Below are 22,283 nucleotides of genomic sequence, written 5' to 3'. Positions count from 1 at the left end.
TGTAACTGGTTTTAGCCATAAGAAAATAGGCAGAACAAACGTTCTACCTAGAAAATATAAGAATTACAAGTTAACAAAACCGAAATGATTTCATATCATTATTAAGTAAAGAAAAAAATTTTAGTATTTCTAAAAACTATTTATAATAGACATTATAGCATTAAATAAAAATGGTACAGAAAACACTACTGTCAATCTTAAATTTTTAAATCTCGCATAATTTGTTATCCCAATTAGTAATACTGTCAATACGCTGAAATAGGCAAACTTTATATCCGATGGATTAAATAAATAACAAAGTAAAATGCTAAAACTTAAGGTTATATTTTTAGATAAAAGAATATCTCCAAAGTTCCTCTTATTCTTATCAAAAAATAATGTAATCAGAAAGAGAGAAAATCCATATTCAATAAGAGTTGCTATAAATGTGAAAACAACAGAAATCACTGTCAATATTGTTTCTATTTTAATTGTAAAAAGATTAGATAGTTCAGATAATTTATCAATTTGTTCATCTAAAATTCCCGACTTCATCAGTAAATCAATAAACAAATATAAAAGAAAAAGATAAATAATCAGATTCATTAATTTGTATAAACTATTATTTGTTTGAAATTTCATAAACCCGTCCTTCCTCTATTAAAATCCTTTGAGATTTGCTAATCAATTCTTGATTCAATAAATTATGAGATACATATATAATAGTAGAGCTTTCTTTCATGGAAATTAAGCGTTTAGCAATCATATCAATACTTCTTGCATCCACTGTTGATAAAGTCTCATCAATAAAAATATAATCCCAATTTTTAGCAAAAATTAAGGATAAGCCTAATTTGAATTTTGTTCCAGTAGATGCTGTCATATAGTTATCTCCGATTTTATTATCAAAAAAAGTATTAATTTGTTCTTTATCCTCAAATGATAGATGGATTTGAAAAGAATCACACAACAACTGCAAATTTTCTTCTATAGTAAATGGAACAACCCCAAGCTGATTGGTATCAAGGTATAGTACATCTTTGGAGACACAATTCTTTAAACCACTATCAAAAGTCTCTAGCCCAGCTAAAAGTTGTAGAAGGGTGCTCTTTCCTGAACCATTCTCTCCTTCAACTCTGTAAATTCCCTTATCAATCTCTAGTGATATATTTTTCAATATACATTTATCATAACTTTTAGATTCATTTTCAATTTTCATAATTTAATTCCCTCTATCAACGCTGCTAAAATTAATAAAAGATAAGAAATGATATACCATTTTAAATTACTTTTTATATAAATAAGTATATTTTTAATTCCCCTATCCTTCAATAATCGGTATAAAAGATACTGACTCATACCTTGATACCAAATAAAATTCGGTATTTCAATAAGACCATGAGGTAATATTCCTTTTATTGTAGCTACTATTCCAATCATCTGACCAGATATACCCAATTGTATTCCTAAAGATAGCAAATCAAAAAGTTGCAATAAGGGCGAAATCGGAAAACAGAATAGATATAGCAAAAAATTTGTAGAATTTGCCTGTAAAACTGTCAATGTAAATTGTAATTCCAGTTTCGGAGGTATAGTAGCAAAAGTCTCATTTTTTAATATAAAGCTTAAAAGTAAACCTAGTAAAAAACAGACTATACAAAATAACACATAGTAAATCAGAAAACCACTTTTTCTCATCTAATGCCCCCTACTAAAATTACAAATATTATCAGAAAACAATATAAAACCAGAAAACTCCATCTCAATAAACTAACTGTACCTTTAATTAAAAATAGAGCTTTCTTATAATAGACATAGGCTATAAAATAATTGAATGGAATCAATAACAAATTCAACAAAATACTTTTTATATCATTACTATAACTTGTCACCGGAATCAAACATAACAACAATGAAAATTGTAAGAAAGAGATTAAATGCGTCAACATCATTAGTTGTGCATTCTTAAAAAAGAAATTCATTTTAGAATGATTAAGAGCAGATAATTGAAGTAAAGCTAGATCTACCCCAATTGAGGATTTATGATTCCCTATTATTGCCTCCATTAATGTAATATATATTGAGGTATAAAGAAATAATATTGGTATTTTTGTGTCATCAATTGATAACATCGTCATCATATACCAAAATAGATAGGAAAGAAGAATACTAATCAAAATAAAAGAAAAAGTTAACCCTTTATTTAACCAACAAAAACGAAGCAATATAAATAGACTGCTACGAAATCTTTTTTGGCTCATTCGACTGCTTTTAAAATAGAAATTACTCGCATGATTATCTAATATCCCCATGACTAAAATAAAATAATTGAGTAGTATGACATAAATTACAACTTGTCCTTGTTCTATAGACAATAGTCCTATAGATAAAAATAAGAACAATTTACTTATAATTGAAAACAAACTAGGTAGAATTAAAGAAATAATTTGAATAACTATCAAACAAAGAGTAATGTATAAATAAAAATATCCAATAATATCTAGAAAATACAAAATAAATAAATAAATAAATGAATGATTGTAAAATTTGGAAAGAATAATATTTCTTGACAATGGCAAGAAGATAGAGAAAAATATAGTTTTTCCTTATATAGAAAGTATTTATTTTTTTACTTTGGATAGGCAGTTTCATATTATAACGATTCAAAGTAGCGTAATCTACTACCAAAAAAAGTAAAAATAATTTCCCTTGAAAAGGAAGATAGCTTTTAAAATAGATTGACAAACTTATGATAACAAAAAACAAAAGGGTTATCCCAATAAAATTAAGATAACCTAAAATACTTTCACATTCTTTTTTAGAAAGTATTTTCATCTAGTTCTACCATAGAGCTGCTTTAGCAGCACCCTTCTTTTTCAATATATAAAGAACTGTTGCTGCAATACCCGAACCAATAGAACCTACTCCTGTGATTGCACCTACAATTGAAATTACTGCTGTAACTGTACTATAAGCACTAATCAAATTGACTACAGTAGCAGCAGCTTTTGTCGAAATTCCTAATGTCCCAGCCAACATAGGAAAAGAAACAACACCTAAGCTTAACCAACTAATGACTGCTAACATTGCTGAAACAATGAGAAATTTATTATGAAATTCCATTCTTTTAGATTTCATTTTAGTGTACTCCTTTTGTATATTATGTATGTTTTATTGAGAGTTAATTCGCACATGTTGTATTCCTAACTCTCTTCAAATGTTCGTCTATATTTTATACTACTTTTATTAACATATCTATAATAAATAAATTACTACTACATTTTCCTAGATTATCAAATTACTTTTATATCACTAAGACTCAATAAAAGATAATGTCTATTTAACTTTTATACGATTACTACCTCCTTTTTAGTTTACACTTCCTACATCATAAATAAACATACTCAACCCTCACAATCTCCAAATCACTCTTTTATATCATTGAAAATTGAGTTTCATCCTCTATACTAATGTAGGAAACCTATTAAAACATTCCTTTAATCCAATATAAGAATACTTTATTCCATTAATCTCTACCTGATATTATAGATAGAACCAAACTCTTATACTTAAAGGGACAAATAACGTTCCAACCATAATAAACCGCCTTTCTTTTTGAGAGCGTTTTCTTTATAGGTTTAGTATAACAAAAACATGAAAAAAACAACATGACTTAGAAGTCAGGTTGTTGGGAAATCTATTTGTTTTTCTTCTAAGATTCTCTGAACTAATATCTGATCATCTAGCAATTCTGCTAGAGAAATTGCCTTTTCATAGAAACTTTCTGCCTCTAAAATATTCTTGTCTACAAATAAAGCATATTTTGCCTTTAGCAAAAATAGATGAGGTCGGTAAAAAACATGTCTTGTTTTAGCAATAATTTTCTCAAATGTTTGAATATATATCAGACTATCTTCTGTCTGAATTTGGATAAATAGGCTCAGAAGAACTTTTTCCATCTGAGCTAGGCTAGCCTTATCTTCATATTCTGAACATAGCAATACTTTTTGAGCTAACTCCTCAAAATGTTCTTTATCTTCTAATCCCATAGCACAACAAAAGAAATACAATTCAATAATCAACAAATCATTTACAGAAAAATATTTCTTTTTTAATAACTGCTGGAAATATTCTTCCACTAACCCTAAACCGTAGGTCACATCTGAACTACCATAAATATCAAAACGAGCTTGTGTCACATCCACAATTAACTGCTCTTCCTCAGGCAAATTCTCATAATAGTTTTCATATATTTCCTCAAGTATAGCTTCTTTTCGTTCGATTCTTCCCTTATCAGCGTAGGTTTGAGAATGAATCAGCTCATCTTTGAGTTTTAGGAATCCTTTTGGAATCTCTATAACCTTAACATCCACAATATTCTGTAATGATACTCCAAGTTTATCCGCAATCAATAATAATTTAGGAAGTGTTGCTAAAGCTTGCCCATTTTCAATACGTGCTAGCTGACGAATCGTCAACTCTGATTCATCACCACAAATATCTATCTGAGTTTTTCCACAAGATCGCCTAATAGTTTTGATTTTATAACCAATTTCACGTTTCAACTCATCCATAGTAATACTCCTTAAGTTGATTACAAAGATTTCTTTTTCTTCCTAATTCTTTTGTCAATCATGTACAAAACGATAATCGAAAACAGCGGTGGTACAATATAACTCTTTTCACTCATTGTCAGCTGAAATCCCAGAGTTGCTAGTATCTTAAAGATGAAAATATTCATCAAAAATAGAAAAACAAATACTAAAAAATATCTTAAAACCTTCTTCATTTCTTTTCTTCAACTCTCCTAATTTCTATACCTATTTTATCAAATTTTATCAAAAAATACATGTAAAACTCCAAATAAACAGCTCAAATACACTTTTTTGGCAAAAAATAGGCAGAACAAACGTCCTACCTACTAAAAATATGCTATTGAAAGGAAAATGATTTTTTTCTGACACCCTAGGCAAGCTTGGGACAAATAAATCATTGATAGTAACCTTTACGACATCCTATTTAAAGTTACTTCAATTTTTAATGTCCCTGCTATTTCTAAGCCACCTCTGGTATAATCTATTCCTAGTCAGAATAGATAACACCGTTCTAAATTACGATTCATAGTTACTCCTTTTTTTGATTCGTTACTATAAGACACCTATTCCCTATAGAGCGTCTACTACCTCAAATTTATACATTCTTTTTTTCTTTACTTCTATATAAAAGAAGGAAGACCATCATAAATAATGCAATCGTTGGTATATTGAAACTATCAAACCAAGTAAGTAAAGATACTTTATTCATGTCAGCTACTAATCTGATGATGATATAAGACATTGAACTAAGTAATACCATAATTTCAGGCCAAACTTTCAGTATTGATTTAATAAATTTCATATTAAACTCCAATGTGATGCATTCCTAGATTCTAGCCTAGCCATTTTAGCGCAGACTAACAAGTCATTCTTAACTGTTTACTCTACTCGCTTTTTATTGACCTTATATCCTAGATAAAAGAGCCCAAATAAAACGGGGTAAATTTCTGGATAAAATAAGGTATTGATCGGATTTTTTAACATCAAATACGTTGCGATGTAGATTATGAGCGATACGGTAAAATATCCCTCAGCGAATCCTAATAAAAATGTTTTCATAAGAAACTCCTAATTACCTGACAAGAATGGCGGAAAAACGCTACCATTCATATACACAAAATCCTTTTGATTCATGTTCTTCATTTATAGTTTTGATTATTTTTTGACAAATCTTTGCGAAAAATACCAAAATATCCTGCGAAAAGCAAACCAACTAAAGTCCATTGCCAATTAAAGGATACTAACGAACCTGTACGAATCACATGAAGCGCGACATTAAGAATTATTCCCAACAAAGGACATATCGTGGCTAGTTTAGGTAACAATGTATTGAGATTAAGGTTGCGATTATTCATTATCTAACGCCCACGACGAGCCAAATCTGAACCAAATTTGTAACCAGCATTAAAAATTTGTACAGCAGCATTCAGTACTCCTGCAATCCCAACTGCTTCCGCAAGACCAAAACCACCTTTTGTTCCCACTAATTCATCGTCAGATAATTGATAAAATTGTTCTAAGTTCATATTCGTCATTACTCCTTTGTATTATATTTTATTGCTATGTAAATGATTAAAATGAGTATTGGATAAGTAAATACTTCTGAAATATCCATAAAATTTATACTATACTGTCCAGATAATATTTTATAATCAATTAAAATTTGAACGATAGTAAAAATAATACGTAGCGATAACAATACCCCTAATAATATCACTTCTTTTTTTAAAAACATAGAAATGCCTCTCTGACTACAATCAGATTATGGTCTATTCGCATAATACCCCAAAGCTGCTCCTCCAGCAAAAAGCGCTGCTGCTCCACCTGCTACTGCTGCACCTATCTTCCAGATAGACACTCCGGCGATTACAAGAGGCAATGCTCCCCCATCCACATCCATCAACTCTTCTTCTGTAAGAGCTACAAAGTTCTGTTCCATTTTGTCAAAATTTGTCATCTTTTTTCTCCTCTTGTTCTATTTTTTCTAAATCTTATCTTCTAAAAAATAGGGTTCCAATAAATATACCGCGTAACAATAGACCTGTAATTAGACCCCGTTGATAACTTTCCTTGCTACCACCCACCAGCAAAGCTAAGTCGCTCTCCTTTAATACTTCAATAGTATACTTATCATTCATTTCATTCATCTCTTATCCTCCTAAAAACCAAAACCTCTACGAAATCCAAGGTACCAATCTGCAAGGGTCTTCGCCCAACTTTCTCCACCTTGAATATCGGTCAATTCTTCCGAAGTTAGCTCAACAAATCCATAGTAATGTTCTTTCATTATTTTATTCCTTTCTTTTTCCTCTCACTTATTTATTCGAAAAAAATTTCGAAAACGTACAACTAAATTAAATTTTATTTAAAAAATAATTTAATGAACCACGGATACAAGATTGGTAGATACATGAACTAGGCTCCTTTCTTTTTCCTCTTACTTATCTATTCGAAAAAAATTTCGAAAATGTACAACTAAATTAAATTTTATTTGAAAAATAATTTAATATACCATGAATAGAAAATCGGTAGATACATGAAGCAAACTCCTTTTCTTTTCCTCTTACTTATCTATTCGAAAAACAATTCAAAAATGTACAACTAAATTAAATTTATTTAAAAAATAACTCAGTGAACCATGGGTAGAACACTGATATAAACATGAACTAGGCTCCTTCCTTTTTCCTCTTACTTATCTATTCGAAAAGGAAGTCAAAAAAATAAGAATATCAGAAAATTTTCCGACATTCTTATTGATAAATTTGTAAGTCTATTAAAACTATTCTACCTTGTAAAAAAATCCCTCGGTACTACCATTGATAAGTTGGTGTCCAAACCATAAGCGGTCTTGTGTAATATCAGACGAGTCAGTATAGCCATTATCTGAAGAAGAGGTGACAGACATGGTTATAGGGATTCCTGCTGGTAAAAAGGCAATAGCTGCACCAGCACCTCCATCTTTAGAAACAGAACTTGCCTTGAGATAGTGGTCAATTTCCTTAGCATGTTCAATTGAAATCTTGGAATGATCACTTACTAAACCATTTTTGTCAAAGGTGAATTCAATACCTGTACGATTCCTCCAAGTGCCTGCGACACTAGAAAAATCTCCATTTTGAATTGCAGTAATATCCATCCCTTTACTTTCTGACGGAAGGCTTGTTTCTCCATTTATAAGACTTGTGACAGATTTCCAAAAGAAAGATCTTATGTCAAGGGAAGGTGGTTTTGTCCCCAGTCCCTCTTCTGTATCTGATTCAATGACTAGTTCTAACCGTGTTCCATCCTGATTCAACTTGTATAGTTTAAGTTGGATTTGATTAGTAGATACTCGGGTAGATAATTGAAAATAACCATTTTCTAAAGGATTAAAATGTACTCGCTCTCCAATAAAGTCCAGATTGTTTTCTGCATTGGTCAGTCGAATAACTTCACCATTTTTAAGAGTTCGAATATCTAATAAATCGTAATAGTTAGAATCCATTTTTAGGGCAATCAAAAGTTCGTCCGTACCGTCTTGGTCTAAATCATACAAGCTATACTGTAATCCAGAATATTCTTTAGGATAAGTGTTTTTTAAGTTTGCTTTTGAATTGATCTCTGTATGTGAAGTTGACGAACCATCTAATACTTTGGCATATTCTTTAAGAACAGGATTATATAGGGTGTAATCAGGTTTCTTCTCTTCCGATGTAGAAGAAGTTGAACTAGTACTTGAAGCAATTGCTTCAGAACTTGTTGCAGAAGTGTTTTCACTCTGATGTTGGCAAGCCGTTAAAATAGAGATAGCTAATATACTAATACTGAATAGAAATAATTTTTTCATATGTTTAATCTTACAATTTGAAATTGTTTTTATACCCACTCACCGTTGTAATTGACACGATAACCGTCAGGTGTAGTTGTATTGATTGCGAGTGCACCAGAGCTATAGGCATAGTACCATTTGCCAGATACTTTCATCCAGCCTGTTTTCATAGCTCCTGAATCTTGAAGGTAGTACCAGCTACCGTTATCTTTGAGCCAACCAGTCTTCATTGCGCCTGAGCCGTCGAGGTAGTACCAACTACCGTCTTTTACCCAACCTGTTTGCATCCAACCAGAGTTATCAAAACGATACCAAACACCATTGATTTTTTCCCAGTCATTAGTTGTATAAGTGCCATCTTCGTGTTTATACCACCAGCGACCATTCGAATACATCCAAGTAGATTTAGACTGATGGGTCGTCATGGTTGTATCCGTGTTAGAATAGTTTCCAGATGACGAACTTGTAGAAGTTGACGAGCTAGATGAATTCGAACCTGATTGAGTAGTCGTGTTAATATTTGAATTTCTCGAAGGATTTCCGATAGTCACCTCTTTTCTAACTTTAAAGACACGTTTTCTTGTATCAGTTAAGTGATCATAAGGTGAACCAGCTTCCCCAGACATCTCCAAGATATATGTTCCAGCAGGAAACTGTTTTGAAACAAAAATATCACCTTTAAATTTATTGCTATAAATTAAGGGGAGTAGAAATTGGTCACTAACGTCTTTAGTTAAACCACTAAAAATTACCGCATTATGACTTTGATATACAACTTTTCCACTATCCTTATCAATTAAAGTAATATTTCCTTTGGCGGCTTTATCTCCCCCGTGTTGTAGTGGCTCTGAAATTTTTCCTTCGAAGCTAAGTCCAAAATAATCAATTTCAACCTTTGTAATTGTTGCTTCTATTTGTTTTTCAGTACTCGTATTCGAGATAGTATTTGCTTGATTATTTGATAAGACTTCTAGTTTGGTTACATAAGTGTAAAAAGGACCACCTTTTCCCAGATTTTCTCTGACATCAGCAGTTAACTTATAGCGAGTACCATTTAGCTCAAACTTCATGGTATAGATACCATAGTCTGTTGCTTTAAAGACAATTGTTTTACCGTTGAATGTGGCGATACCATTGGATTCAAAACTTGCAAATTGCTTAGAAAATTCTTGTCTATAAGCTTTGTCTACATAATCAACCGTTATAAATTCACTATTACCTTTAGAAAATGCTCCGAGTTGTGCTTTTCTTTTTTCTACAAGCGTCACATCTGTTGCGACTAAATCTGTATCACGATAACCAATAGCAGGGACTTCAACATAAGCATTGGCTGCTGGAGACCATACTTTGACCATTGGAATGTCTGCAGCATTGACACTTGAAATTGTAGCTCCTGTTGCTACAAGTGATAAAACTGCTGTAGTCGTTAAAACGATTTTTTTCATAATTTTTGTATTCCTTTTCTTTTTATCTATTTTTTATAATCTTATCCTATACCCACTCACCGTTGGCATTGACACGATAACCGTCAGGTGTAGTCGTATTGATTGCTAGTGCACCAGAGCTATAGGCATAGTACCATTTACCAGAAACTGTAAACCATCCTGTTTTCATAGCGCCTGAACCGTCGAGATAGTACCAAGCCTTACCGTCTTTCAACCAACCTGTCTGCATCCAGCCTGAACTATCGAAGTGATACCAGATATTATCTAATTTTGCCCACTGATTGTAAGGGTAAGACCCATCAAGTTGCATAAACCACCAACGAGAGCCCGATTGTTGCCAAAAACCCATACCCCTACCAATATCTTGCATTTGAAAAAAGAAACCTGGTTTATTAGTCCCGTTAGACTTACCTTGTTTTGTTTTCTTACTGGTATGAGTTCCGATTGCCTTCAAGTCTTTGTCAAAAAGATTCGCCTTAGTCGCAAATGTTTGAATCTGAGAAGAATTTGCTTCTGTATATTGAATGGCCTTTCCATAACCACCAGCTAATTCTTCAGAGCCACCAGATGATGTTCCGAAACTTTGTGCAACGGTAATCCATCCATTTTGAGTGACAGGGTTTTCAAAGGCTGCCAAACCCATATAGGTCAATTCTGAATTGATTAAGGATTCGTAGTGTCCAGTTTGACCAGATACACTTGCCCCACTACGAGATTTGACGTAATCTGCTTTTTCGTCATACCATTGATTAATAGCTGTCATAAATCCATCATAGTTCCAAGCTAAGTTTTCGGCTAGTGAAAAATTCCCTGAAGGCCAGGCACTCCAAATATCTTTATTAGATAAACGTTTATGATGCCTAGTTACAGAAGCTTCTGCTGCCCGAACGAAGGCTGTTTTTTCTAGCGCAGTTGACCATTTGATAGGAACATAGCTAGTAACTAGACCTTCGTCTGCTGCCTCTTTTCGAATGGCATTGATACGGTCTAAGATAGCCTGTTTATCTGGCGTTAAGAAAGTCCCTTCAATCCCAACCAGAGTAGTACCAGAAGAAGTACTAGTAACCTCAGAGTTTAAGATATTGTAGGATTGACCATTGATTGCTTGAGTGGAAACCAGCCTATCATTAGCAGCTACTGATTGTGATGTAACAATTCCTACCCCAAGAAGTGATAGAGCTGAAATCGTTGCAAGTGTGAACTTTTTAGCTTTGGTGTCCATTTCGTGTCCCCCTATTTTTATTTATTGTAAAGTAATCAGTTTGTCCTAAAACCTAGACTTTTTTGGACAAACTTGATAAAATGGAAGTGTAATAATAATCGGTCAAAATGCTTGATTTTAGAACCTTTTTTTCTAACGAAAACGGCTCTAGAATAGAGTGTATTTCCTGTCAAAAAATCCTAGGTTTTTTGACAGGAACTATGAATTTTTTATCCAATTATGAAAGGTGCTTTTTGATACTCCTAAGATGTCTGCACCTTCTCGTAATGTTATTTCTTTTTTCTTATATTGAGCTATCACATCAGGGAAATTATTCGGGACAACCAATTTTGGTCTACCGAATTTCTTCCCTTTTTTCTGTGCTTCCCGTATTCCTTCCATTTGTCTTTGTTTGATTTGTTCTCTTTCAAACTGTGCCACATAAGATAGGACTTGTAAAACGATATCGGAGATTAGTTTTCCTGTGATATTATCATTGCTATTCTTTGTATTTAATAAGGGGAAATCTAAAACAGTTATATTTACTTTCTTTTTCTTAGTAATCGATTGCCATTGTTCTAAAATTTCATCATAGTTTCTTCCCAACCTATCAATTGATTTAATAACCAATTCATCATTTTCTTTCAAGGTAGTTAATAATTTTTGATATTCCATTCTGTCAAAATCTTTTCCTGAAACGTAATCAATAAAAATATTCTCTTTTGATAATTTGTTTTCTACCAATGCTGAAAATTGCCTATCAATATTTTGTTCTCTTGTAGATACTCGAACATAACCGTAACGCATAAAAACTCTCCTTTTACACTTATTGTAAAATATAAAAAAGGGCAAAATGCCCTCAAGGAGTAGTGTATTCAATTTCTAGCAATTATATATTAGTTCAAACTGGTTCATCAAGCCTTAAAAGTATGTAAAAAATCACAAACTAAGACCTCCTTCATTCCTTTTCTTCAACTTTCCTAATTTCTATACCTATTTTTTATCAAAAATACATGTAAAACTCCAAATGATGCAAATAGACACTTCAACTGCACTTTTTAGCAAAAAATAGGCAGAACAAACGTCCTACCTACTAAAAATATGCTATTTTGAAAGGAAATTGATTTTTTACTGACACCCTAGGCAAGCTTGGGACAAATAAATCATTGATAGCAACATTTACAACATCCTATTTAAAGTTACTTCAATTTTTAATGTCCCTGCTATTTCTAAGCCACCTATGGTATGATCTATTCATAGTCAGAATAGATTATACCGTTCTAAATTACGATTCATAGTTACTCCTTTTTTGATTCGCTACTGCAAGATTCCTATTTACCTGATAAGAGGAGAGATGGTCCTCTTTACATGTGCAAGATAATTTTGAATCAGATTCATCATTTATCGTTTTGATTATTTTTTGACAAATTTTTCTGTTTTCTTCTCCGAAGACTTTAAAAATTTTTTTCTAATTAAATCATCCATATAAGGACCAAATATACCAACTACTAAACCAATAATAAAACTTTTAAAATCCATAATTACCACCAACATGTCGCTGCATATGCCACACCTCCAAGTATAGCTCCTCCCGCAGCACCAGTTGCTGCACCTTGCCATGTTCCTGTTTTAATTCCTAGCTGAAGACCTAGTGCTGCTCCTCCTCCAACACCTGCTTTGGCAAAATCTCCCCAATTGCATCCGCCACCTTCAAGGCAAGCAAGTATCTCAGTATCCATAATTTCAAATTGTGACATCGTTTTTGTATTCATAACGAATGCCTCCTTTTTTATTTTAATGCTTGTCTTGTTGCAAACTTGACAAGTTTGGTATAGCAGTGTTTATTAAATTGTTTCATCCAAATCTTGAATTACTGAAATAATCATTCCCTGTATTCCTCTTATTTATCTATTCGAAAACGAATTCAAAAATATAATATATGATATTCATTTTAATAAACTATATTAATAAAATGCATTGTAAACATTTCGCCCAAATGATCTACCAGCATTATAGATACCACCGAAAAATCTTCCCGTACTATCAATCACTTTGTGGACATCGATGTTAATATTACCTCTCCATGACACTCGACCACCCTCTACTGTTGCCAAATCTTTTTCTGTAAGACTTGTAAATTTTTCTTCAATTTTTATCATATTCATTATGTCTGTTCCTCTTTATCTATAATTTTTTATTGAAACAAATAATTGTAAATTGTTTCGCCAAACTTCTGCCCCGCCCAATAAACCGGTCCTAAAAGTAATGTCCCTAAAGCATAAATCCCAACTACTCCAACTATGAAAATGAATACTTTCACAGGAATTGACTGCAAACTGTAAAAATTCTCTACCCTAGTAATCCAACTTTCTATTATGCGTTCCATCAGCGCTCTTCCTTCCCTGTTAACGTCCACGACGCTTAGCATGTGCTCCTGAAGCACCATCTACCGCACCCAATAAAAATGTTCCTGCAATTGCGACTCCTCCAACTACTACCAGACCAAATAGCAAGCCTCCTTCTACATCGGCCAATTCCTCATGACTCATTACATGAAAATTATTTTCCATATTTTTAATTTGTTCCATCTTATTCTCCTTTTTTGATTCTTAACAATTGAAAAAGGTAGTTATTTGTATTTCCTTTTTCATATATTCTGTTCATTGTTGTAGGTAAGCTTCACTCTCTAAATATTATCTTAGAATCCAAATAACGCACGACGTAAAATGAACCCCACCATTAAACCATGTTGGTAACTTGCCTCACTACCACCCACCAGCAAGGCTAAGTCGCTTTCCTTTAATACTTCAATAGTATACTTATCATTCATTTCATTCATCTCTTATCCTCCTAAAAACCAAAACCTCTACGAAATCCAATGTACCAATCTACAAGGGTCTTCGTCCAATTTTCTCCACCTTGAATATCGGTCAATTCTTCCGAAGTTAGCTCAACAAATCCGTAATAATGTTCTTTCATTATTTTATTCCTTTCTTTTTCTTCTCACTTATCTATTCGAAAAAAATTTCAAAAATGTACAACTAAATTAAATTTATTTAAAAAATAACTCAGTGAACCATGGGTAGAACACTGATATAAACATGAACTAGGCTCCTTCCTTTTTCCTCTTACTTATCTATTCGAAAAAGAAGTCAAAAAAATAAGAATATCAGAAAATTTTCCGATATTCTTATTGATAAACTCATTCAAATCTAACAGATATTAGACATTAAGATATTTTTTAAGGGTTCTTCTGGCTGTTCGTGATACGGGGAAATGCAAGCCTTCTAACAAGGTCACTTCTGTGGCAGTCATCTCTTCAATAGCCTGTAAACTGACTAACGTATTGCGATTGGCATAGACAAAGTAATCTTTTTCAGCCTTGGCAGCGATATCCTTGAGACTGCCATAAATGGTCTTGATAGAATGATTGGCATAATAGACCTTGATACGATGGGATTCCACTGAAGTTTCAAAGGCTAAAATTTCATGGTAGGGCAGAGTGAAGCCCCGTCTTCCCTCAAAACTATAGGTAAAGAGACGCATATTTTCCCTCTTATCTACTGCCAGTACATAGTCCAGACAGCGCTCCAGCTGATGACAGTAGTCCGCCTCTGGCTGATCCTTGGAAATAAAATCCAAGGCAGACAAGTGGTAGCGAAAAGCTAGAGGTAAGGCCTCCGAGTGCGTGGACACAAAGACAATGCTTGTAAAAGGATCCCGCTCCCGAACCTGTTGAGCAACCTGAAAGCCCCGTTCACGCTCTCCATCAATCTCTAAATCTAATAAATAGAGCTGGTAATGGTCAAAATACTGAGAATACTTTTCAACATCCCCATAGTTTTTGGCAATATCAATTTCCAATCTTAAATTGCGAGAGCGACCGATATCTAGTAAAGTCTGCTCTATCCGTCCTTGCTGGACTCTATCGTCTTCCAAAACTAAAATTCTCATTCCTCTCCCCCTCGTTTCTCATCCTTAAATGGCAATTCTAAATCTTGTCTAAAAGTCGTCTCTCCTAGCTGGGTATCTAAGTTTAAATCATAATGAAAAACCATGTCCTCCAAGGTTGCCAAGCCCAGTCCACTGTGGTTATCCTTGGTAGAGTAACCCTTTTGACTGAGAATACTGGGATTCAGTTCTTCTTTCTTACGAGTGTTTTCAATGATAAAACGGACACTCCTATCACCTGCCAATAAAGCAACCCGAATCTGCGGATTTTCAGCCTCACTGGCTGCTTCTAAAGCATTTGTCGTGAGGATAGAGAGGATACGGATAGCCTCCAACATAGGCAATGCCAGCTCTTCGACAACCCCCACCGTCTCCAAACTAAAATGAATTCCCTGCTTATCTGCCACAATCATGGCTTTTGCCAAGGTATTGCGAATAGCTATATCATGGATATTGTGAAGATTAAAGGCCGTGTAATCCGCCTTCCTCAGCTTTTCATTAGTCTTTAGAAAGACATCTTGATAAATGGTAGATACCTCAGCCATGTCTTGATTTGCTATGGCAGGCTCCATGCTGGCGACAATTCCCGCAAAATCATGACGGAAACCTCGAACCTCATCATAGAGATGTCCCAACTTATCCACCATTCCTTGCAAGGAACGATTTTCATCTTCCTGTCTCTGAATGGTCTGCTCATCACGATAAACCTGCTCCAAATGCTTGATGTAAAAGAGCCAAGAGAAAAAGAGAATGAAAATCAGGAGAGAAATGGTCGTATCAAAACGAACGTAGAACGAACTATTTCTATTGGTCATAAACGAAGAGAATATCCTAAATCCAGTCAGAGGTAGGATAATGAAAAAACTCTTATAATAGTGGGTTTTGAAAGCATCTGAAAAGAATAAATCCAAATCCAAAGAACAACGCTTCATAATTGTAGAACATAGAAATATTGATAATAAATCAAATACAGATCTATATAAAGTGGAAAACGAATCTACAAAACAACAAGGCTCACCAGATAATACACGAATCCAAATTGTCAAAAATAAATAACGAATACTTTGAAAGAAGAGAAAAAGATACAGAGAAAGAAAAAAAGCTTCCCCTTTTCCCTTGTGCAATACTAGTAAAAAAATACAGTAAAAGAAGAGAATGATTCCTATATGAAATAATTCTCCAAATGTTTGACGAGCAGATAAACTAATTAAAAATACAAGAACCCAATAACGTTTTTTATAAAATTCTGGGGAAATTTGAGCACCCAAATAAATAGTAGGCACCATGGTTGAAACGACTACCAACAATAGATATATCACAGAAACTAAGAATTCTAAAATAATCATAAATAAATCTAATCTCTAACGAATACTGTAAATTTAAGCAAAGTGTCTACCCGTACTAAATAATTTATCGCACCATTTTACGGTATCTTCAAAAATCCCTCCACCATTCACTTCTTCCAAAACCTCTGGAGTTAACTCTTCAAATTGTTCCAATTCTACAAATGTATTTTTCATTTCCATGACAGACTCCTTTTCATTATTTTATAGATAACTCTATCCCCTGCTCCATCTACAAAAGGCTTTAGTTTCCTTTTAAAATACAAGAAATCTAAAGCCTCCTGAAAATGGTATATTGGTTAGAGCGTTAACGATTAGTTGTGAAGATGTTATTTTTATTTAACCACAACCACTTTATAATATTCGTTTGAGTGTGGAGATTCAATTTTAATTTTTTCACCATATAAACCATCGATTTCTTTATCCAGATAATCTGAAACTCCTGATGGCAAGCGTTTCATCTTAAGAATTTCACCAGATTGATCCGCATAGGCTAGGATGTGATAGTGGGTTGTAGCCATACCATCATCAATCAATACAAAGTAACCTGTTTTGAGCTTACCTTGCTCATTTTCTAAATAGTATAGTTTATTGTTATTGATTGTAAAGTGGGTAGCTCCAAGACGAAGTCGTGCACCTGGATGTTCTAAATAGACATCATTGCCAACTTTTTTAATATCTGAATAGGTTGTCATTGCTGGGATATTAATCACACGATGTCCATTTTCATCAAAGTAGTAGCGATTTGGTAAGTTTTGGAAGTTCTGTACAACTGCCTTAGGATCAATTTCTTGTCCTTCTTCTTTATTATCCACTAAAGCTAAGGTAGTATTTGCGACCTCATCCCCATATTTGTTAGAGAACTTCTTGAACTCTGGTCTGATATACCAAGCATTTTTTTCAATAATAACATCGTCACCTTTAGCATTTAGCAAATATTCTTGCCCATCTCCAAGTTTGACAATATCATGAATACTGTATCCAGCATCTTTTCTATTTGCTAGATAGCCATCCTTACCAATGACATAACTTTCCCCATCACTGGCTGGAACAGCTCTATCTGCAACCATAGCACCTGATTTTTCAAAGTAAGACCATTTACCATCTATGAACACCCAACCTGTCATCATAGAACCACTAAAATGAAGATAGTACCATGTAGACCCTTCTTTGTACCAACCTGTACGCATGGCACCACTATTAGCTAGTGAGTACCATGTGTTGCCTTCCTTGTACCAGCCAGTGCGCATAGCACCACTATCTGCTAGAGAATACCATGTATCACCGTCTTTGAGCCAGCCTGTCTGCATTTTACCAGCGCTATCGAAGTGATACCATGACCCAGCATTTTGTACCCATTTATCCTTAGCTAGGCTGCCATCTTGAGAAAGATTCCAGTCAGCACCATTTTTAACCCAAGTATCTGCAGCCTGTGCTTGGTTGATAGACAAAAGCAGACCAGCACCTGCAAGCAAACCAAGAGTAAGTAATTTAGATTTTTTCATAGCCATTTCCTCCTTTATTGAATAGCTATAAGAGGGTTTCCCCTCTTTATTTAGCTATATTCTAATACTTTTCATTGTCAAAGTCAATAATATTGTGAAAAATTAGACAATATTACCAATATCTACGAATTGTATTTTGTTCCATTCCATATTGATTCATATAAGAAACATCTTGACCTCTATCTGGAGCATGAACTACCTTGCCACCACCAACATAAATACCCACATGTTGATTTGAACCTTGGTCGCCATTGTACAATATTAAATCTCCAGGAAGTTGTGAGCCATTACTTACATAGCTTCCTCCTGTCGCTTGACCATAGGTTACTCTAGGAATACTAATATCAAACTTAGCATGAATAGCCATCGTAAATCCTGAGCAATCTACGCCACTATTCAAATCTGCCCCACCCCAAACATATGGGATTTTTCCTACAAATGTCTTTGCGTATTCACCAAGTGCCTGTCCACGATTTTCTACCCATACACCACTGTCTCTAAAGAAGTATGGTGTACCATTCACACGTTGATAACCAGTGACCATAGCACCACTAGCAGATAAGTAGTAATAATTACCATCAGGTTGAATCCAAGTATTTTCTTTCATCCATCCTTGGTCATCAAAATAGTACCACTTGTCATCTAATTGTTCCCAATTTTTAGCATAACCACCTGAACCGTATTTAAACCACCATTTACCATTGGTTTGCATCCATGTTCCTTTCGGATCGCGATATTGATTGAAAGCTTTCTTCTCTTGATTGCCCTCTGCTTGAGTTTCTTTATCTTCAAAACCAATCAATTTTACTTGATCAGCTTCTTCAGCTTTTATCTTGCCTTGATTAACTAATTGAGCAATCGCTTCTTTCTCACTTGCTGATGGGGAATCAGCATAGGCTACCGTAGTATTTGCTAGGAGAACGCCTCCTGCAAGAACTAACAAACTAGAATAAAGATATTTTTTCATCATAAAAATCCTTTCTTTTCTCCTTTTTGGAGATTGATTTTTTCTGACTCTATTATATCCCTTATTTGTCCTCAGATTTCTACTGTCCCTAGAAAGACTAAATCTGTTCCTAAACGGTCACTTGAACCAAATAAAAAATTCCAAAGCAAGTGCCCTGGAACTCCGATTTCTATTTTGCTTGAATAATCTTAACCACATCTCCTACGCTCTGCAGTTGGTCAATTTCCTCATCACTGATTTCGATATTAAATTCATCTTCCAGTGTCAAGATAAACTCCATCAAGTCAACTGAGTCAGCATCCAAGTCGTCTTTCAGACTCAAGGATTCTGTCACGACAAAGTCCTCTCCCTGTCGCTCTTGGATAACGGTCACAATACGGTTAAAAATTTCTTTTTCTGTCATCTCTTTTATTCTCCTGAAAATTCACGCGCAGTCTGGGCAACTACGTCTGTTTCTAGCATAGTACGAATCTGGCGAATTGTACTATAAACAGCCTTGGCATCACTTGAGCCATGAGTCTTGACAACAGGTGCCTTAACACCAAACAAGACTGCTCCACCAACATCTGAGTAGTTGAGCTGTTTTTTCAAACCTCTGAGGTTGTCCTTGAGAAGGAGGGCACCTAGTTTCGCTCGAAGCCCACCACCTGTGATAGCTGTCTTGAGCAAGCCCATGATTCCCATGGCTGTCCCTTCGATGGATTTGAGCACAGCGTTTCCCGTGAAACCATCTGCCACGACAACATCCGCAACTCCATTCATCAAATCACGTGCTTCTACGTTTCCGATAAAGTTCAAACTTTCATCAGCCGCCAGTAATTCATAAGTTTCCTTACGAAGCGGGTCTCCCTTACTACTCTCTGTTCCGTTGTTGAGCAAGCCAACGCGTGGTTGCGCAATGCCACGGACATTTTTAGCATAGAAGGAACCTAGAACCGCATATTGATGGAGGTGCTGGGCTGTATTTTCTGCATTAGCACCGAGGTCCAGCATGTCAAACCCTTTCCCATCAATAGTCGGCAAGGTCGACATAAGCCCAGGACGGTCAATATTCTTGATACGACCCACGATGAAAAATCCTGCTGCCAACAAAGCGCCTGTATTCCCAGCCGATAGTACAGCATCTGCCTCTCCATCTTTAACAGCCTTGGCCGCCAATACCATACTGGCATTTTTCTTCTTCCGAATAGCTCTCGTAGGTTCATCGTCTGAATCAATCTTTTCATCCGTATGGATAATGCTGACGCGCTCTGTCGCTGTCAGATATTGCTTGACTTTAGCTTCATCTCCGTAAAGTTGAACTTCGATATCTGAAAAGTCAGCTAGGGCTTGATTGACACCCTCAACGATGGCCTGAGGTGCGTAATCGCCCCCCATAGCATCTACTGCGATTTTTTTCATTTCTTTTCCTCTTTTAGTAATTGTCCCCAGTCTGCTAGGGAATCAATAAATTTCTTTGATTTTAGGTGAATCCCAACGTACTCTTCGTAGAGTTGGTCCATAAATTGGCGTAAGTCTTGCTTGATTTCGGGCTTGAGCGAAATGGTCTCCAAGGTCTCAAAATCAATGGCTTGAAATTGATTGAGCAGATAAGGGATATTGGGATTGAGATGGCAACGTCTCTCATCCTCATGATAATGCTCTGAACAGAGGCAGGCTCCATATTTGAAAGAAAAGTCAAAAGCCTGACCGACCCGATGGCAGAAGACACACTCATTAAAATTAAGGCTGATCCCAAATCGAGTCAAAATTTGAATTTCAAAAATATTGGTCAAAACCTGATAATCCAAGCCTGCTTCCATCAACTCCAAAGTCTTTTGCAAAAAAGCAAACAAGGGAGCATCCTGCTGATTGTCCTGCAAACTAGCATCTGCAAGAGCTGCCACATAGGTCGCATAGGCCATGACAAAGAGGTCACTATTAATCTTGGGAAAAGTCATGACCTCATGATAGTCTTCGATGTAACTGAGTCCGTCATCATTGATTCGCAAGAGAAATCGTGCCAGCACCAAGGGCTGAATAACAGGCGCCAGCTTAGACTGACCAGCGTGTTTGACAAAAAACATGCGTTTGCCAACCTGCTCTGTAAAAATTTTGACGAGCTTGTCATCCTCACGAAAATTGCGATTATAGAGCACCAAGCCTTGACTCGTGATAGACTGAATCATGCTTCTCTCATATACTCCTCAAGTCGTTTCATGGCTTCTTTGATAGTCTCCATGCTGGCTGCATAAGATAGGCGAACATAACCTTCTCCATAACACCCAAAGGCAGCACCAGGGATAAAGGCAACAGCCTTCTTCTGAGCAAAATCCTTTAGAAAGGCAAAGGAGTCTTGGTTGTAACCAGCTGGAATCTTAGCAAAGATATAGAAGGCACCGTCTGGTTTGATAATCTCAAAACCAAGAGCAGTCATTTTCTCGATAATATAATCCCGACGCTGGATATATTCCTTCTTCATGGGCTCCGCATCATTTTTACCAGCCGTCAAGGCTTCTACCGCAGCATGTTGCGCCATGGTATTTGCGGCAGTCACCAAGTATTGGTGACTCTTGATTAACTGGGCTGTGAAGGCCGCAGGAGCGAAAATCAGTCCCAAACGCCAACCTGTCATGGCATGCGATTTAGACAAACCATTGATAATGATAGCCTGGTCTCTCAACATCGTTCCTAGAGACACATGGGCTTCCCCTGTGTAGGTCAATTCTGAGTAGACCTCATCACAGACAACAAAAATTTCGTACTTGCGTAAAACAGCTGCTAAGGCCTCCAACTGCTCCCGACTATAAGTAATTCCTGTCGGATTAGCTGGATAGTTGAGAATAACCGCTTTGAGCTTATCACCCTGCTCCAAAATGGCCTTCTCCAACATCTCAGGAGTCAAGACAAAACCATTTTCAGTCGTATCAATCTCAACAATTTCTGCCCCAACTAAGTTAACAATCGGTTCATAGCCTGGATAAGCAGGAGCTGGCAAAAGTACCTTGTCTCCCTCTTCCAAAATAGCCGTCAAAGTCGCAGATAAAGCCTCTGTCGCCCCAATTGTAACCAAGATTTCATTTTCAGGAGCATAGTCCAGTTGGTACTTTTCCTTAACAAAGTCACTGGCTGCCTGACGTAGAGTCAGCAGACCACTCATCCCTGTATAGTAGGATTGGTTCTGATCAATCGCTCGCTTGGCCGCCTCCTTGACATGATCTGGCGTTGTAAAATCAGGTTCCCCCAAGGTCAAACGCAAGACCCCAGGAATCTCCGAAATAACCTGGTCAAACTGACGAATCAACGAAACTTGAATTTTATCTAACTGTTTATTAAAGCGCTTAGTTAAGTCCATAGATACCTCCTACTTTCGAAACGTATCTCTATTATACTACAAAAGCCCCCCGACCGCAAAAATACATGATAGAATAACGCTAGCATGACAAATTGAAGTAGGTTAATTTAAATTGATTACAACACTATGTTTTGAGAATACTCAATGAAAATCAA

Annotated in this window: 35 protein-coding genes and 1 pseudogene; 1 reads left to right on the top strand and 35 read right to left on the bottom strand. The window is 35.4% G+C overall.

Annotated elements, in window-relative coordinates:
- Positions 1 to 129: 129 nt before the first annotated feature.
- The 28 genes and pseudogenes from HT708_RS09635 to HT708_RS11975 form a co-directional block, all read right to left on the bottom strand.
- On the bottom strand, positions 130 to 621 hold the full coding sequence (locus HT708_RS09635) for a hypothetical protein (RefSeq protein WP_000671990.1): 492 nt from the start codon (positions 619 to 621) through the stop codon (positions 130 to 132).
- Positions 602 to 1,198: an ATP-binding cassette domain-containing protein gene (locus HT708_RS09630; RefSeq protein WP_000687787.1), complete on the bottom strand. Its 597-nt coding sequence runs from the start codon at positions 1,196 to 1,198 to the stop codon at positions 602 to 604. The genes HT708_RS09635 and HT708_RS09630 overlap by 20 nt, the downstream gene beginning before the upstream one ends.
- Positions 1,195 to 1,677 carry a stage II sporulation protein M gene (locus tag HT708_RS09625; RefSeq protein ID WP_078372939.1) on the bottom strand — a complete coding sequence of 161 codons (483 nt, stop codon included), beginning with the start codon at positions 1,675 to 1,677 and terminating at the stop codon, positions 1,195 to 1,197. The genes HT708_RS09630 and HT708_RS09625 overlap by 4 nt, the downstream gene beginning before the upstream one ends.
- Positions 1,674 to 2,814 (bottom strand): annotated as a pseudogene (locus tag HT708_RS12365) (hypothetical protein). Before HT708_RS12365 ends, HT708_RS09625 begins: the two are co-directional and overlap by 4 nt.
- Before the next feature lie 6 nt (positions 2,815 to 2,820).
- Positions 2,821 to 3,117 carry an uberolysin/carnocyclin family circular bacteriocin gene (locus tag HT708_RS09620; protein ID WP_000837726.1) on the bottom strand — a complete coding sequence of 99 codons (297 nt, stop codon included), beginning with the start codon at positions 3,115 to 3,117 and terminating at the stop codon, positions 2,821 to 2,823.
- A gap of 542 nt (positions 3,118 to 3,659) precedes the next feature.
- Entirely contained in the window at positions 3,660 to 4,553 is an 894-nt protein-coding gene (locus tag HT708_RS09615) for an XRE family transcriptional regulator (protein ID WP_000343887.1), read from the bottom strand.
- 20 nt (positions 4,554 to 4,573) lie between these two features.
- Complete coding sequence (locus HT708_RS11990; protein ID WP_000757185.1) at positions 4,574 to 4,768, bottom strand: hypothetical protein; 195 nt, start codon at positions 4,766 to 4,768, stop codon at positions 4,574 to 4,576.
- 401 nt (positions 4,769 to 5,169) lie between these two features.
- A complete protein-coding gene (locus HT708_RS09610; RefSeq protein WP_000668751.1) occupies positions 5,170 to 5,376 on the bottom strand; it encodes a hypothetical protein in 207 nt (68 codons plus the stop codon).
- Positions 5,377 to 5,453: 77 nt separating this feature from the next.
- Positions 5,454 to 5,633: a hypothetical protein gene (locus HT708_RS11985; RefSeq protein ID WP_050219186.1), complete on the bottom strand. Its 180-nt coding sequence runs from the start codon at positions 5,631 to 5,633 to the stop codon at positions 5,454 to 5,456.
- Positions 5,634 to 5,713: 80 nt separating this feature from the next.
- Positions 5,714 to 5,929, bottom strand: coding sequence for a bacteriocin immunity protein (locus HT708_RS11980; protein WP_226373098.1), 216 nt, complete (start codon positions 5,927 to 5,929; stop codon positions 5,714 to 5,716).
- A 3-nt stretch (positions 5,930 to 5,932) separates the two neighbouring features.
- Positions 5,933 to 6,100, bottom strand: a complete 168-nt coding sequence (locus HT708_RS09605) for a class IIb bacteriocin, lactobin A/cerein 7B family (RefSeq protein WP_001047583.1) — start codon at positions 6,098 to 6,100, stop codon at positions 5,933 to 5,935.
- Positions 6,101 to 6,108: 8 nt separating this feature from the next.
- The gene (locus HT708_RS09600) at positions 6,109 to 6,309 is read right to left on the bottom strand and encodes a hypothetical protein (RefSeq protein WP_000478865.1); all 201 of its coding nucleotides are present in this window, start codon (positions 6,307 to 6,309) and stop codon (positions 6,109 to 6,111) included.
- Positions 6,310 to 6,336: 27 nt separating this feature from the next.
- Positions 6,337 to 6,531, bottom strand: coding sequence for a class IIb bacteriocin, lactobin A/cerein 7B family (locus HT708_RS09595; RefSeq protein WP_000180815.1), 195 nt, complete (start codon positions 6,529 to 6,531; stop codon positions 6,337 to 6,339).
- A gap of 34 nt (positions 6,532 to 6,565) precedes the next feature.
- Complete coding sequence (locus HT708_RS09590) at positions 6,566 to 6,721, bottom strand: hypothetical protein (protein ID WP_172926310.1); 156 nt, start codon at positions 6,719 to 6,721, stop codon at positions 6,566 to 6,568.
- An 11-nt stretch (positions 6,722 to 6,732) separates the two neighbouring features.
- Complete coding sequence (locus HT708_RS09585; RefSeq protein ID WP_050261355.1) at positions 6,733 to 6,861, bottom strand: smi_0059.1 family bacteriocin-like peptide; 129 nt, start codon at positions 6,859 to 6,861, stop codon at positions 6,733 to 6,735.
- Positions 6,862 to 7,353: 492 nt separating this feature from the next.
- On the bottom strand, positions 7,354 to 8,400 hold the full coding sequence (locus tag HT708_RS09580) for a DUF6287 domain-containing protein (RefSeq protein ID WP_000732624.1): 1,047 nt from the start codon (positions 8,398 to 8,400) through the stop codon (positions 7,354 to 7,356).
- A gap of 29 nt (positions 8,401 to 8,429) precedes the next feature.
- Positions 8,430 to 9,827: an N-acetylmuramoyl-L-alanine amidase family protein gene (locus HT708_RS09575; protein ID WP_172926309.1), complete on the bottom strand. Its 1,398-nt coding sequence runs from the start codon at positions 9,825 to 9,827 to the stop codon at positions 8,430 to 8,432.
- Between the two features lie 46 nt (positions 9,828 to 9,873).
- Entirely contained in the window at positions 9,874 to 11,049 is a 1,176-nt protein-coding gene (locus HT708_RS09570; RefSeq protein WP_138702904.1) for a CAP domain-containing protein, read from the bottom strand.
- 198 nt (positions 11,050 to 11,247) lie between these two features.
- Positions 11,248 to 11,835 (bottom strand): recombinase family protein, encoded by a 588-nt coding sequence (locus tag HT708_RS09565; RefSeq protein ID WP_100104700.1) that lies wholly within the window; start codon positions 11,833 to 11,835, stop codon positions 11,248 to 11,250.
- A 606-nt stretch (positions 11,836 to 12,441) separates the two neighbouring features.
- Complete coding sequence (locus HT708_RS12225) at positions 12,442 to 12,567, bottom strand: PncF family bacteriocin immunity protein (RefSeq protein WP_007284823.1); 126 nt, start codon at positions 12,565 to 12,567, stop codon at positions 12,442 to 12,444.
- 2 nt (positions 12,568 to 12,569) lie between these two features.
- Positions 12,570 to 12,800, bottom strand: a complete 231-nt coding sequence (gene blpU, locus HT708_RS09560; protein WP_172926308.1) for a bacteriocin-like peptide BlpU — start codon at positions 12,798 to 12,800, stop codon at positions 12,570 to 12,572.
- Between the two features lie 192 nt (positions 12,801 to 12,992).
- On the bottom strand, positions 12,993 to 13,193 hold the full coding sequence (locus tag HT708_RS09555; RefSeq protein ID WP_001055966.1) for an SPPN_00645 family bacteriocin-like peptide: 201 nt from the start codon (positions 13,191 to 13,193) through the stop codon (positions 12,993 to 12,995).
- Between the two features lie 29 nt (positions 13,194 to 13,222).
- Complete coding sequence (locus tag HT708_RS09550; protein ID WP_000439598.1) at positions 13,223 to 13,414, bottom strand: hypothetical protein; 192 nt, start codon at positions 13,412 to 13,414, stop codon at positions 13,223 to 13,225.
- A gap of 19 nt (positions 13,415 to 13,433) precedes the next feature.
- Positions 13,434 to 13,616 (bottom strand): class IIb bacteriocin, lactobin A/cerein 7B family, encoded by a 183-nt coding sequence (locus HT708_RS09545; RefSeq protein ID WP_000435077.1) that lies wholly within the window; start codon positions 13,614 to 13,616, stop codon positions 13,434 to 13,436.
- A 110-nt stretch (positions 13,617 to 13,726) separates the two neighbouring features.
- Complete coding sequence (locus HT708_RS09540) at positions 13,727 to 13,867, bottom strand: hypothetical protein (RefSeq protein ID WP_001004581.1); 141 nt, start codon at positions 13,865 to 13,867, stop codon at positions 13,727 to 13,729.
- Positions 13,868 to 13,878: 11 nt separating this feature from the next.
- Complete coding sequence (locus HT708_RS09535) at positions 13,879 to 14,007, bottom strand: smi_0059.1 family bacteriocin-like peptide (protein WP_000658221.1); 129 nt, start codon at positions 14,005 to 14,007, stop codon at positions 13,879 to 13,881.
- Between the two features lie 243 nt (positions 14,008 to 14,250).
- Positions 14,251 to 14,982: a response regulator transcription factor gene (locus HT708_RS09530; protein ID WP_001221866.1), complete on the bottom strand. Its 732-nt coding sequence runs from the start codon at positions 14,980 to 14,982 to the stop codon at positions 14,251 to 14,253.
- The gene (locus HT708_RS11975; RefSeq protein WP_007285090.1) at positions 14,979 to 15,794 is read right to left on the bottom strand and encodes a GHKL domain-containing protein; all 816 of its coding nucleotides are present in this window, start codon (positions 15,792 to 15,794) and stop codon (positions 14,979 to 14,981) included. Before HT708_RS11975 ends, HT708_RS09530 begins: the two co-directional genes overlap by 4 nt.
- A gap of 67 nt (positions 15,795 to 15,861) precedes the next feature.
- Here HT708_RS11975 and HT708_RS11970 point away from each other — a divergent pair, with 67 nt between their 5' ends.
- Positions 15,862 to 16,035 carry a hypothetical protein gene (locus HT708_RS11970; protein WP_171042144.1) on the top strand — a complete coding sequence of 58 codons (174 nt, stop codon included), beginning with the start codon at positions 15,862 to 15,864 and terminating at the stop codon, positions 16,033 to 16,035.
- Positions 16,036 to 16,358: 323 nt separating this feature from the next.
- Here HT708_RS11970 and HT708_RS09520 read toward each other — a convergent pair whose 3' ends face one another.
- The 7 genes from HT708_RS09520 to HT708_RS09490 form a co-directional block, all read right to left on the bottom strand.
- A complete protein-coding gene (locus tag HT708_RS09520; RefSeq protein WP_000425303.1) occupies positions 16,359 to 16,505 on the bottom strand; it encodes a smi_0057.1 family bacteriocin-like peptide in 147 nt (48 codons plus the stop codon).
- 152 nt (positions 16,506 to 16,657) lie between these two features.
- Positions 16,658 to 17,827, bottom strand: coding sequence for an N-acetylmuramoyl-L-alanine amidase family protein (locus HT708_RS09515; protein ID WP_050222968.1), 1,170 nt, complete (start codon positions 17,825 to 17,827; stop codon positions 16,658 to 16,660).
- Between the two features lie 112 nt (positions 17,828 to 17,939).
- On the bottom strand, positions 17,940 to 18,794 hold the full coding sequence (locus HT708_RS09510; RefSeq protein ID WP_240156217.1) for a C40 family peptidase: 855 nt from the start codon (positions 18,792 to 18,794) through the stop codon (positions 17,940 to 17,942).
- 169 nt (positions 18,795 to 18,963) lie between these two features.
- On the bottom strand, positions 18,964 to 19,197 hold the full coding sequence (locus tag HT708_RS09505) for an acyl carrier protein (protein WP_172926307.1): 234 nt from the start codon (positions 19,195 to 19,197) through the stop codon (positions 18,964 to 18,966).
- A 5-nt stretch (positions 19,198 to 19,202) separates the two neighbouring features.
- Entirely contained in the window at positions 19,203 to 20,195 is a 993-nt protein-coding gene (gene plsX / locus HT708_RS09500; RefSeq protein ID WP_055349570.1) for a phosphate acyltransferase PlsX, read from the bottom strand.
- Positions 20,192 to 20,962 (bottom strand): DNA repair protein RecO, encoded by a 771-nt coding sequence (recO, locus tag HT708_RS09495; RefSeq protein WP_055349569.1) that lies wholly within the window; start codon positions 20,960 to 20,962, stop codon positions 20,192 to 20,194. The genes plsX and recO overlap by 4 nt, the downstream gene beginning before the upstream one ends.
- Positions 20,959 to 22,128 carry a pyridoxal phosphate-dependent aminotransferase gene (locus tag HT708_RS09490; protein ID WP_055349568.1) on the bottom strand — a complete coding sequence of 390 codons (1,170 nt, stop codon included), beginning with the start codon at positions 22,126 to 22,128 and terminating at the stop codon, positions 20,959 to 20,961. Before HT708_RS09490 ends, recO begins: the two co-directional genes overlap by 4 nt.
- Positions 22,129 to 22,283 lie beyond the last annotated feature (155 nt).

It is taken from the genome of Streptococcus sp. 3613 (assembly GCF_013277375.1).
Classification (GTDB): domain Bacteria; phylum Bacillota; class Bacilli; order Lactobacillales; family Streptococcaceae; genus Streptococcus; species Streptococcus pseudopneumoniae.
The sequence above is the reverse complement of the archived record's forward strand: the minus strand, read 5'-3'. Positions and strand labels throughout refer to the sequence as shown.

Excerpts from the sequence above, each read along its gene's own strand:
- HT708_RS09630 (WP_000687787.1), bottom strand. The coding sequence starts at position 1,198 with ATGAAAATTGAAAATGAATCTAAAAGTTATGATAAATGTATATTGAAA.
- HT708_RS09575 (WP_172926309.1), bottom strand. The coding sequence starts at position 9,827 with ATGAAAAAAATCGTTTTAACGACTACAGCAGTTTTATCACTTGTAGCA.
- recO (WP_055349569.1), bottom strand. The coding sequence starts at position 20,962 with ATGATTCAGTCTATCACGAGTCAAGGCTTGGTGCTCTATAATCGCAAT.
- HT708_RS11985 (WP_050219186.1), bottom strand. The coding sequence starts at position 5,633 with ATGAAAACATTTTTATTAGGATTCGCTGAGGGATATTTTACCGTATCG.
- HT708_RS09505 (WP_172926307.1), bottom strand. The coding sequence starts at position 19,197 with ATGACAGAAAAAGAAATTTTTAACCGTATTGTGACCGTTATCCAAGAG.
- HT708_RS09520 (WP_000425303.1), bottom strand. The coding sequence starts at position 16,505 with ATGGAAATGAAAAATACATTTGTAGAATTGGAACAATTTGAAGAGTTA.
- HT708_RS11975 (WP_007285090.1), bottom strand. The coding sequence starts at position 15,794 with ATGACCAATAGAAATAGTTCGTTCTACGTTCGTTTTGATACGACCATT.
- HT708_RS09540 (WP_001004581.1), bottom strand. The coding sequence starts at position 13,867 with ATGAATGAAATGAATGATAAGTATACTATTGAAGTATTAAAGGAAAGC.
- HT708_RS12225 (WP_007284823.1), bottom strand. The coding sequence starts at position 12,567 with ATGGATTTTAAAAGTTTTATTATTGGTTTAGTAGTTGGTATATTTGGT.
- HT708_RS09565 (WP_100104700.1), bottom strand. The coding sequence starts at position 11,835 with ATGCGTTACGGTTATGTTCGAGTATCTACAAGAGAACAAAATATTGAT.
- HT708_RS09590 (WP_172926310.1), bottom strand. The coding sequence starts at position 6,721 with ATGAATGAAATGAATGATAAGTATACTATTGAAGTATTAAAGGAGAGC.
- HT708_RS09550 (WP_000439598.1), bottom strand. The coding sequence starts at position 13,414 with ATGGAACGCATAATAGAAAGTTGGATTACTAGGGTAGAGAATTTTTAC.
- HT708_RS09610 (WP_000668751.1), bottom strand. The coding sequence starts at position 5,376 with ATGAAATTTATTAAATCAATACTGAAAGTTTGGCCTGAAATTATGGTA.
- HT708_RS09530 (WP_001221866.1), bottom strand. The coding sequence starts at position 14,982 with ATGAGAATTTTAGTTTTGGAAGACGATAGAGTCCAGCAAGGACGGATA.
- HT708_RS09535 (WP_000658221.1), bottom strand. The coding sequence starts at position 14,007 with ATGAAAGAACATTATTACGGATTTGTTGAGCTAACTTCGGAAGAATTG.
- HT708_RS09595 (WP_000180815.1), bottom strand. The coding sequence starts at position 6,531 with ATGACAAATTTTGACAAAATGGAACAGAACTTTGTAGCTCTTACAGAA.
- HT708_RS09570 (WP_138702904.1), bottom strand. The coding sequence starts at position 11,049 with ATGGACACCAAAGCTAAAAAGTTCACACTTGCAACGATTTCAGCTCTA.
- HT708_RS09490 (WP_055349568.1), bottom strand. The coding sequence starts at position 22,128 with ATGGACTTAACTAAGCGCTTTAATAAACAGTTAGATAAAATTCAAGTT.
- HT708_RS09515 (WP_050222968.1), bottom strand. The coding sequence starts at position 17,827 with ATGAAAAAATCTAAATTACTTACTCTTGGTTTGCTTGCAGGTGCTGGT.
- HT708_RS09510 (WP_240156217.1), bottom strand. The coding sequence starts at position 18,794 with ATGAAAAAATATCTTTATTCTAGTTTGTTAGTTCTTGCAGGAGGCGTT.
- HT708_RS09580 (WP_000732624.1), bottom strand. The coding sequence starts at position 8,400 with ATGAAAAAATTATTTCTATTCAGTATTAGTATATTAGCTATCTCTATT.
- HT708_RS11980 (WP_226373098.1), bottom strand. The coding sequence starts at position 5,929 with ATGAATAATCGCAACCTTAATCTCAATACATTGTTACCTAAACTAGCC.
- HT708_RS09585 (WP_050261355.1), bottom strand. The coding sequence starts at position 6,861 with ATGAAAGAACATTACTATGGATTTGTTGAGCTAACTTCGGAAGAATTG.
- HT708_RS09620 (WP_000837726.1), bottom strand. The coding sequence starts at position 3,117 with ATGAAATCTAAAAGAATGGAATTTCATAATAAATTTCTCATTGTTTCA.
- HT708_RS09615 (WP_000343887.1), bottom strand. The coding sequence starts at position 4,553 with ATGGATGAGTTGAAACGTGAAATTGGTTATAAAATCAAAACTATTAGG.
- blpU (WP_172926308.1), bottom strand. The coding sequence starts at position 12,800 with ATGAATACAAAAACGATGTCACAATTTGAAATTATGGATACTGAGATA.
- HT708_RS09600 (WP_000478865.1), bottom strand. The coding sequence starts at position 6,309 with ATGTTTTTAAAAAAAGAAGTGATATTATTAGGGGTATTGTTATCGCTA.
- HT708_RS09635 (WP_000671990.1), bottom strand. The coding sequence starts at position 621 with ATGAAATTTCAAACAAATAATAGTTTATACAAATTAATGAATCTGATT.
- HT708_RS09625 (WP_078372939.1), bottom strand. The coding sequence starts at position 1,677 with ATGAGAAAAAGTGGTTTTCTGATTTACTATGTGTTATTTTGTATAGTC.
- HT708_RS09555 (WP_001055966.1), bottom strand. The coding sequence starts at position 13,193 with ATGAATATGATAAAAATTGAAGAAAAATTTACAAGTCTTACAGAAAAA.
- HT708_RS11990 (WP_000757185.1), bottom strand. The coding sequence starts at position 4,768 with ATGAAGAAGGTTTTAAGATATTTTTTAGTATTTGTTTTTCTATTTTTG.
- HT708_RS09605 (WP_001047583.1), bottom strand. The coding sequence starts at position 6,100 with ATGAACTTAGAACAATTTTATCAATTATCTGACGATGAATTAGTGGGA.
- plsX (WP_055349570.1), bottom strand. The coding sequence starts at position 20,195 with ATGAAAAAAATCGCAGTAGATGCTATGGGGGGCGATTACGCACCTCAG.
- HT708_RS09545 (WP_000435077.1), bottom strand. The coding sequence starts at position 13,616 with ATGGAACAAATTAAAAATATGGAAAATAATTTTCATGTAATGAGTCAT.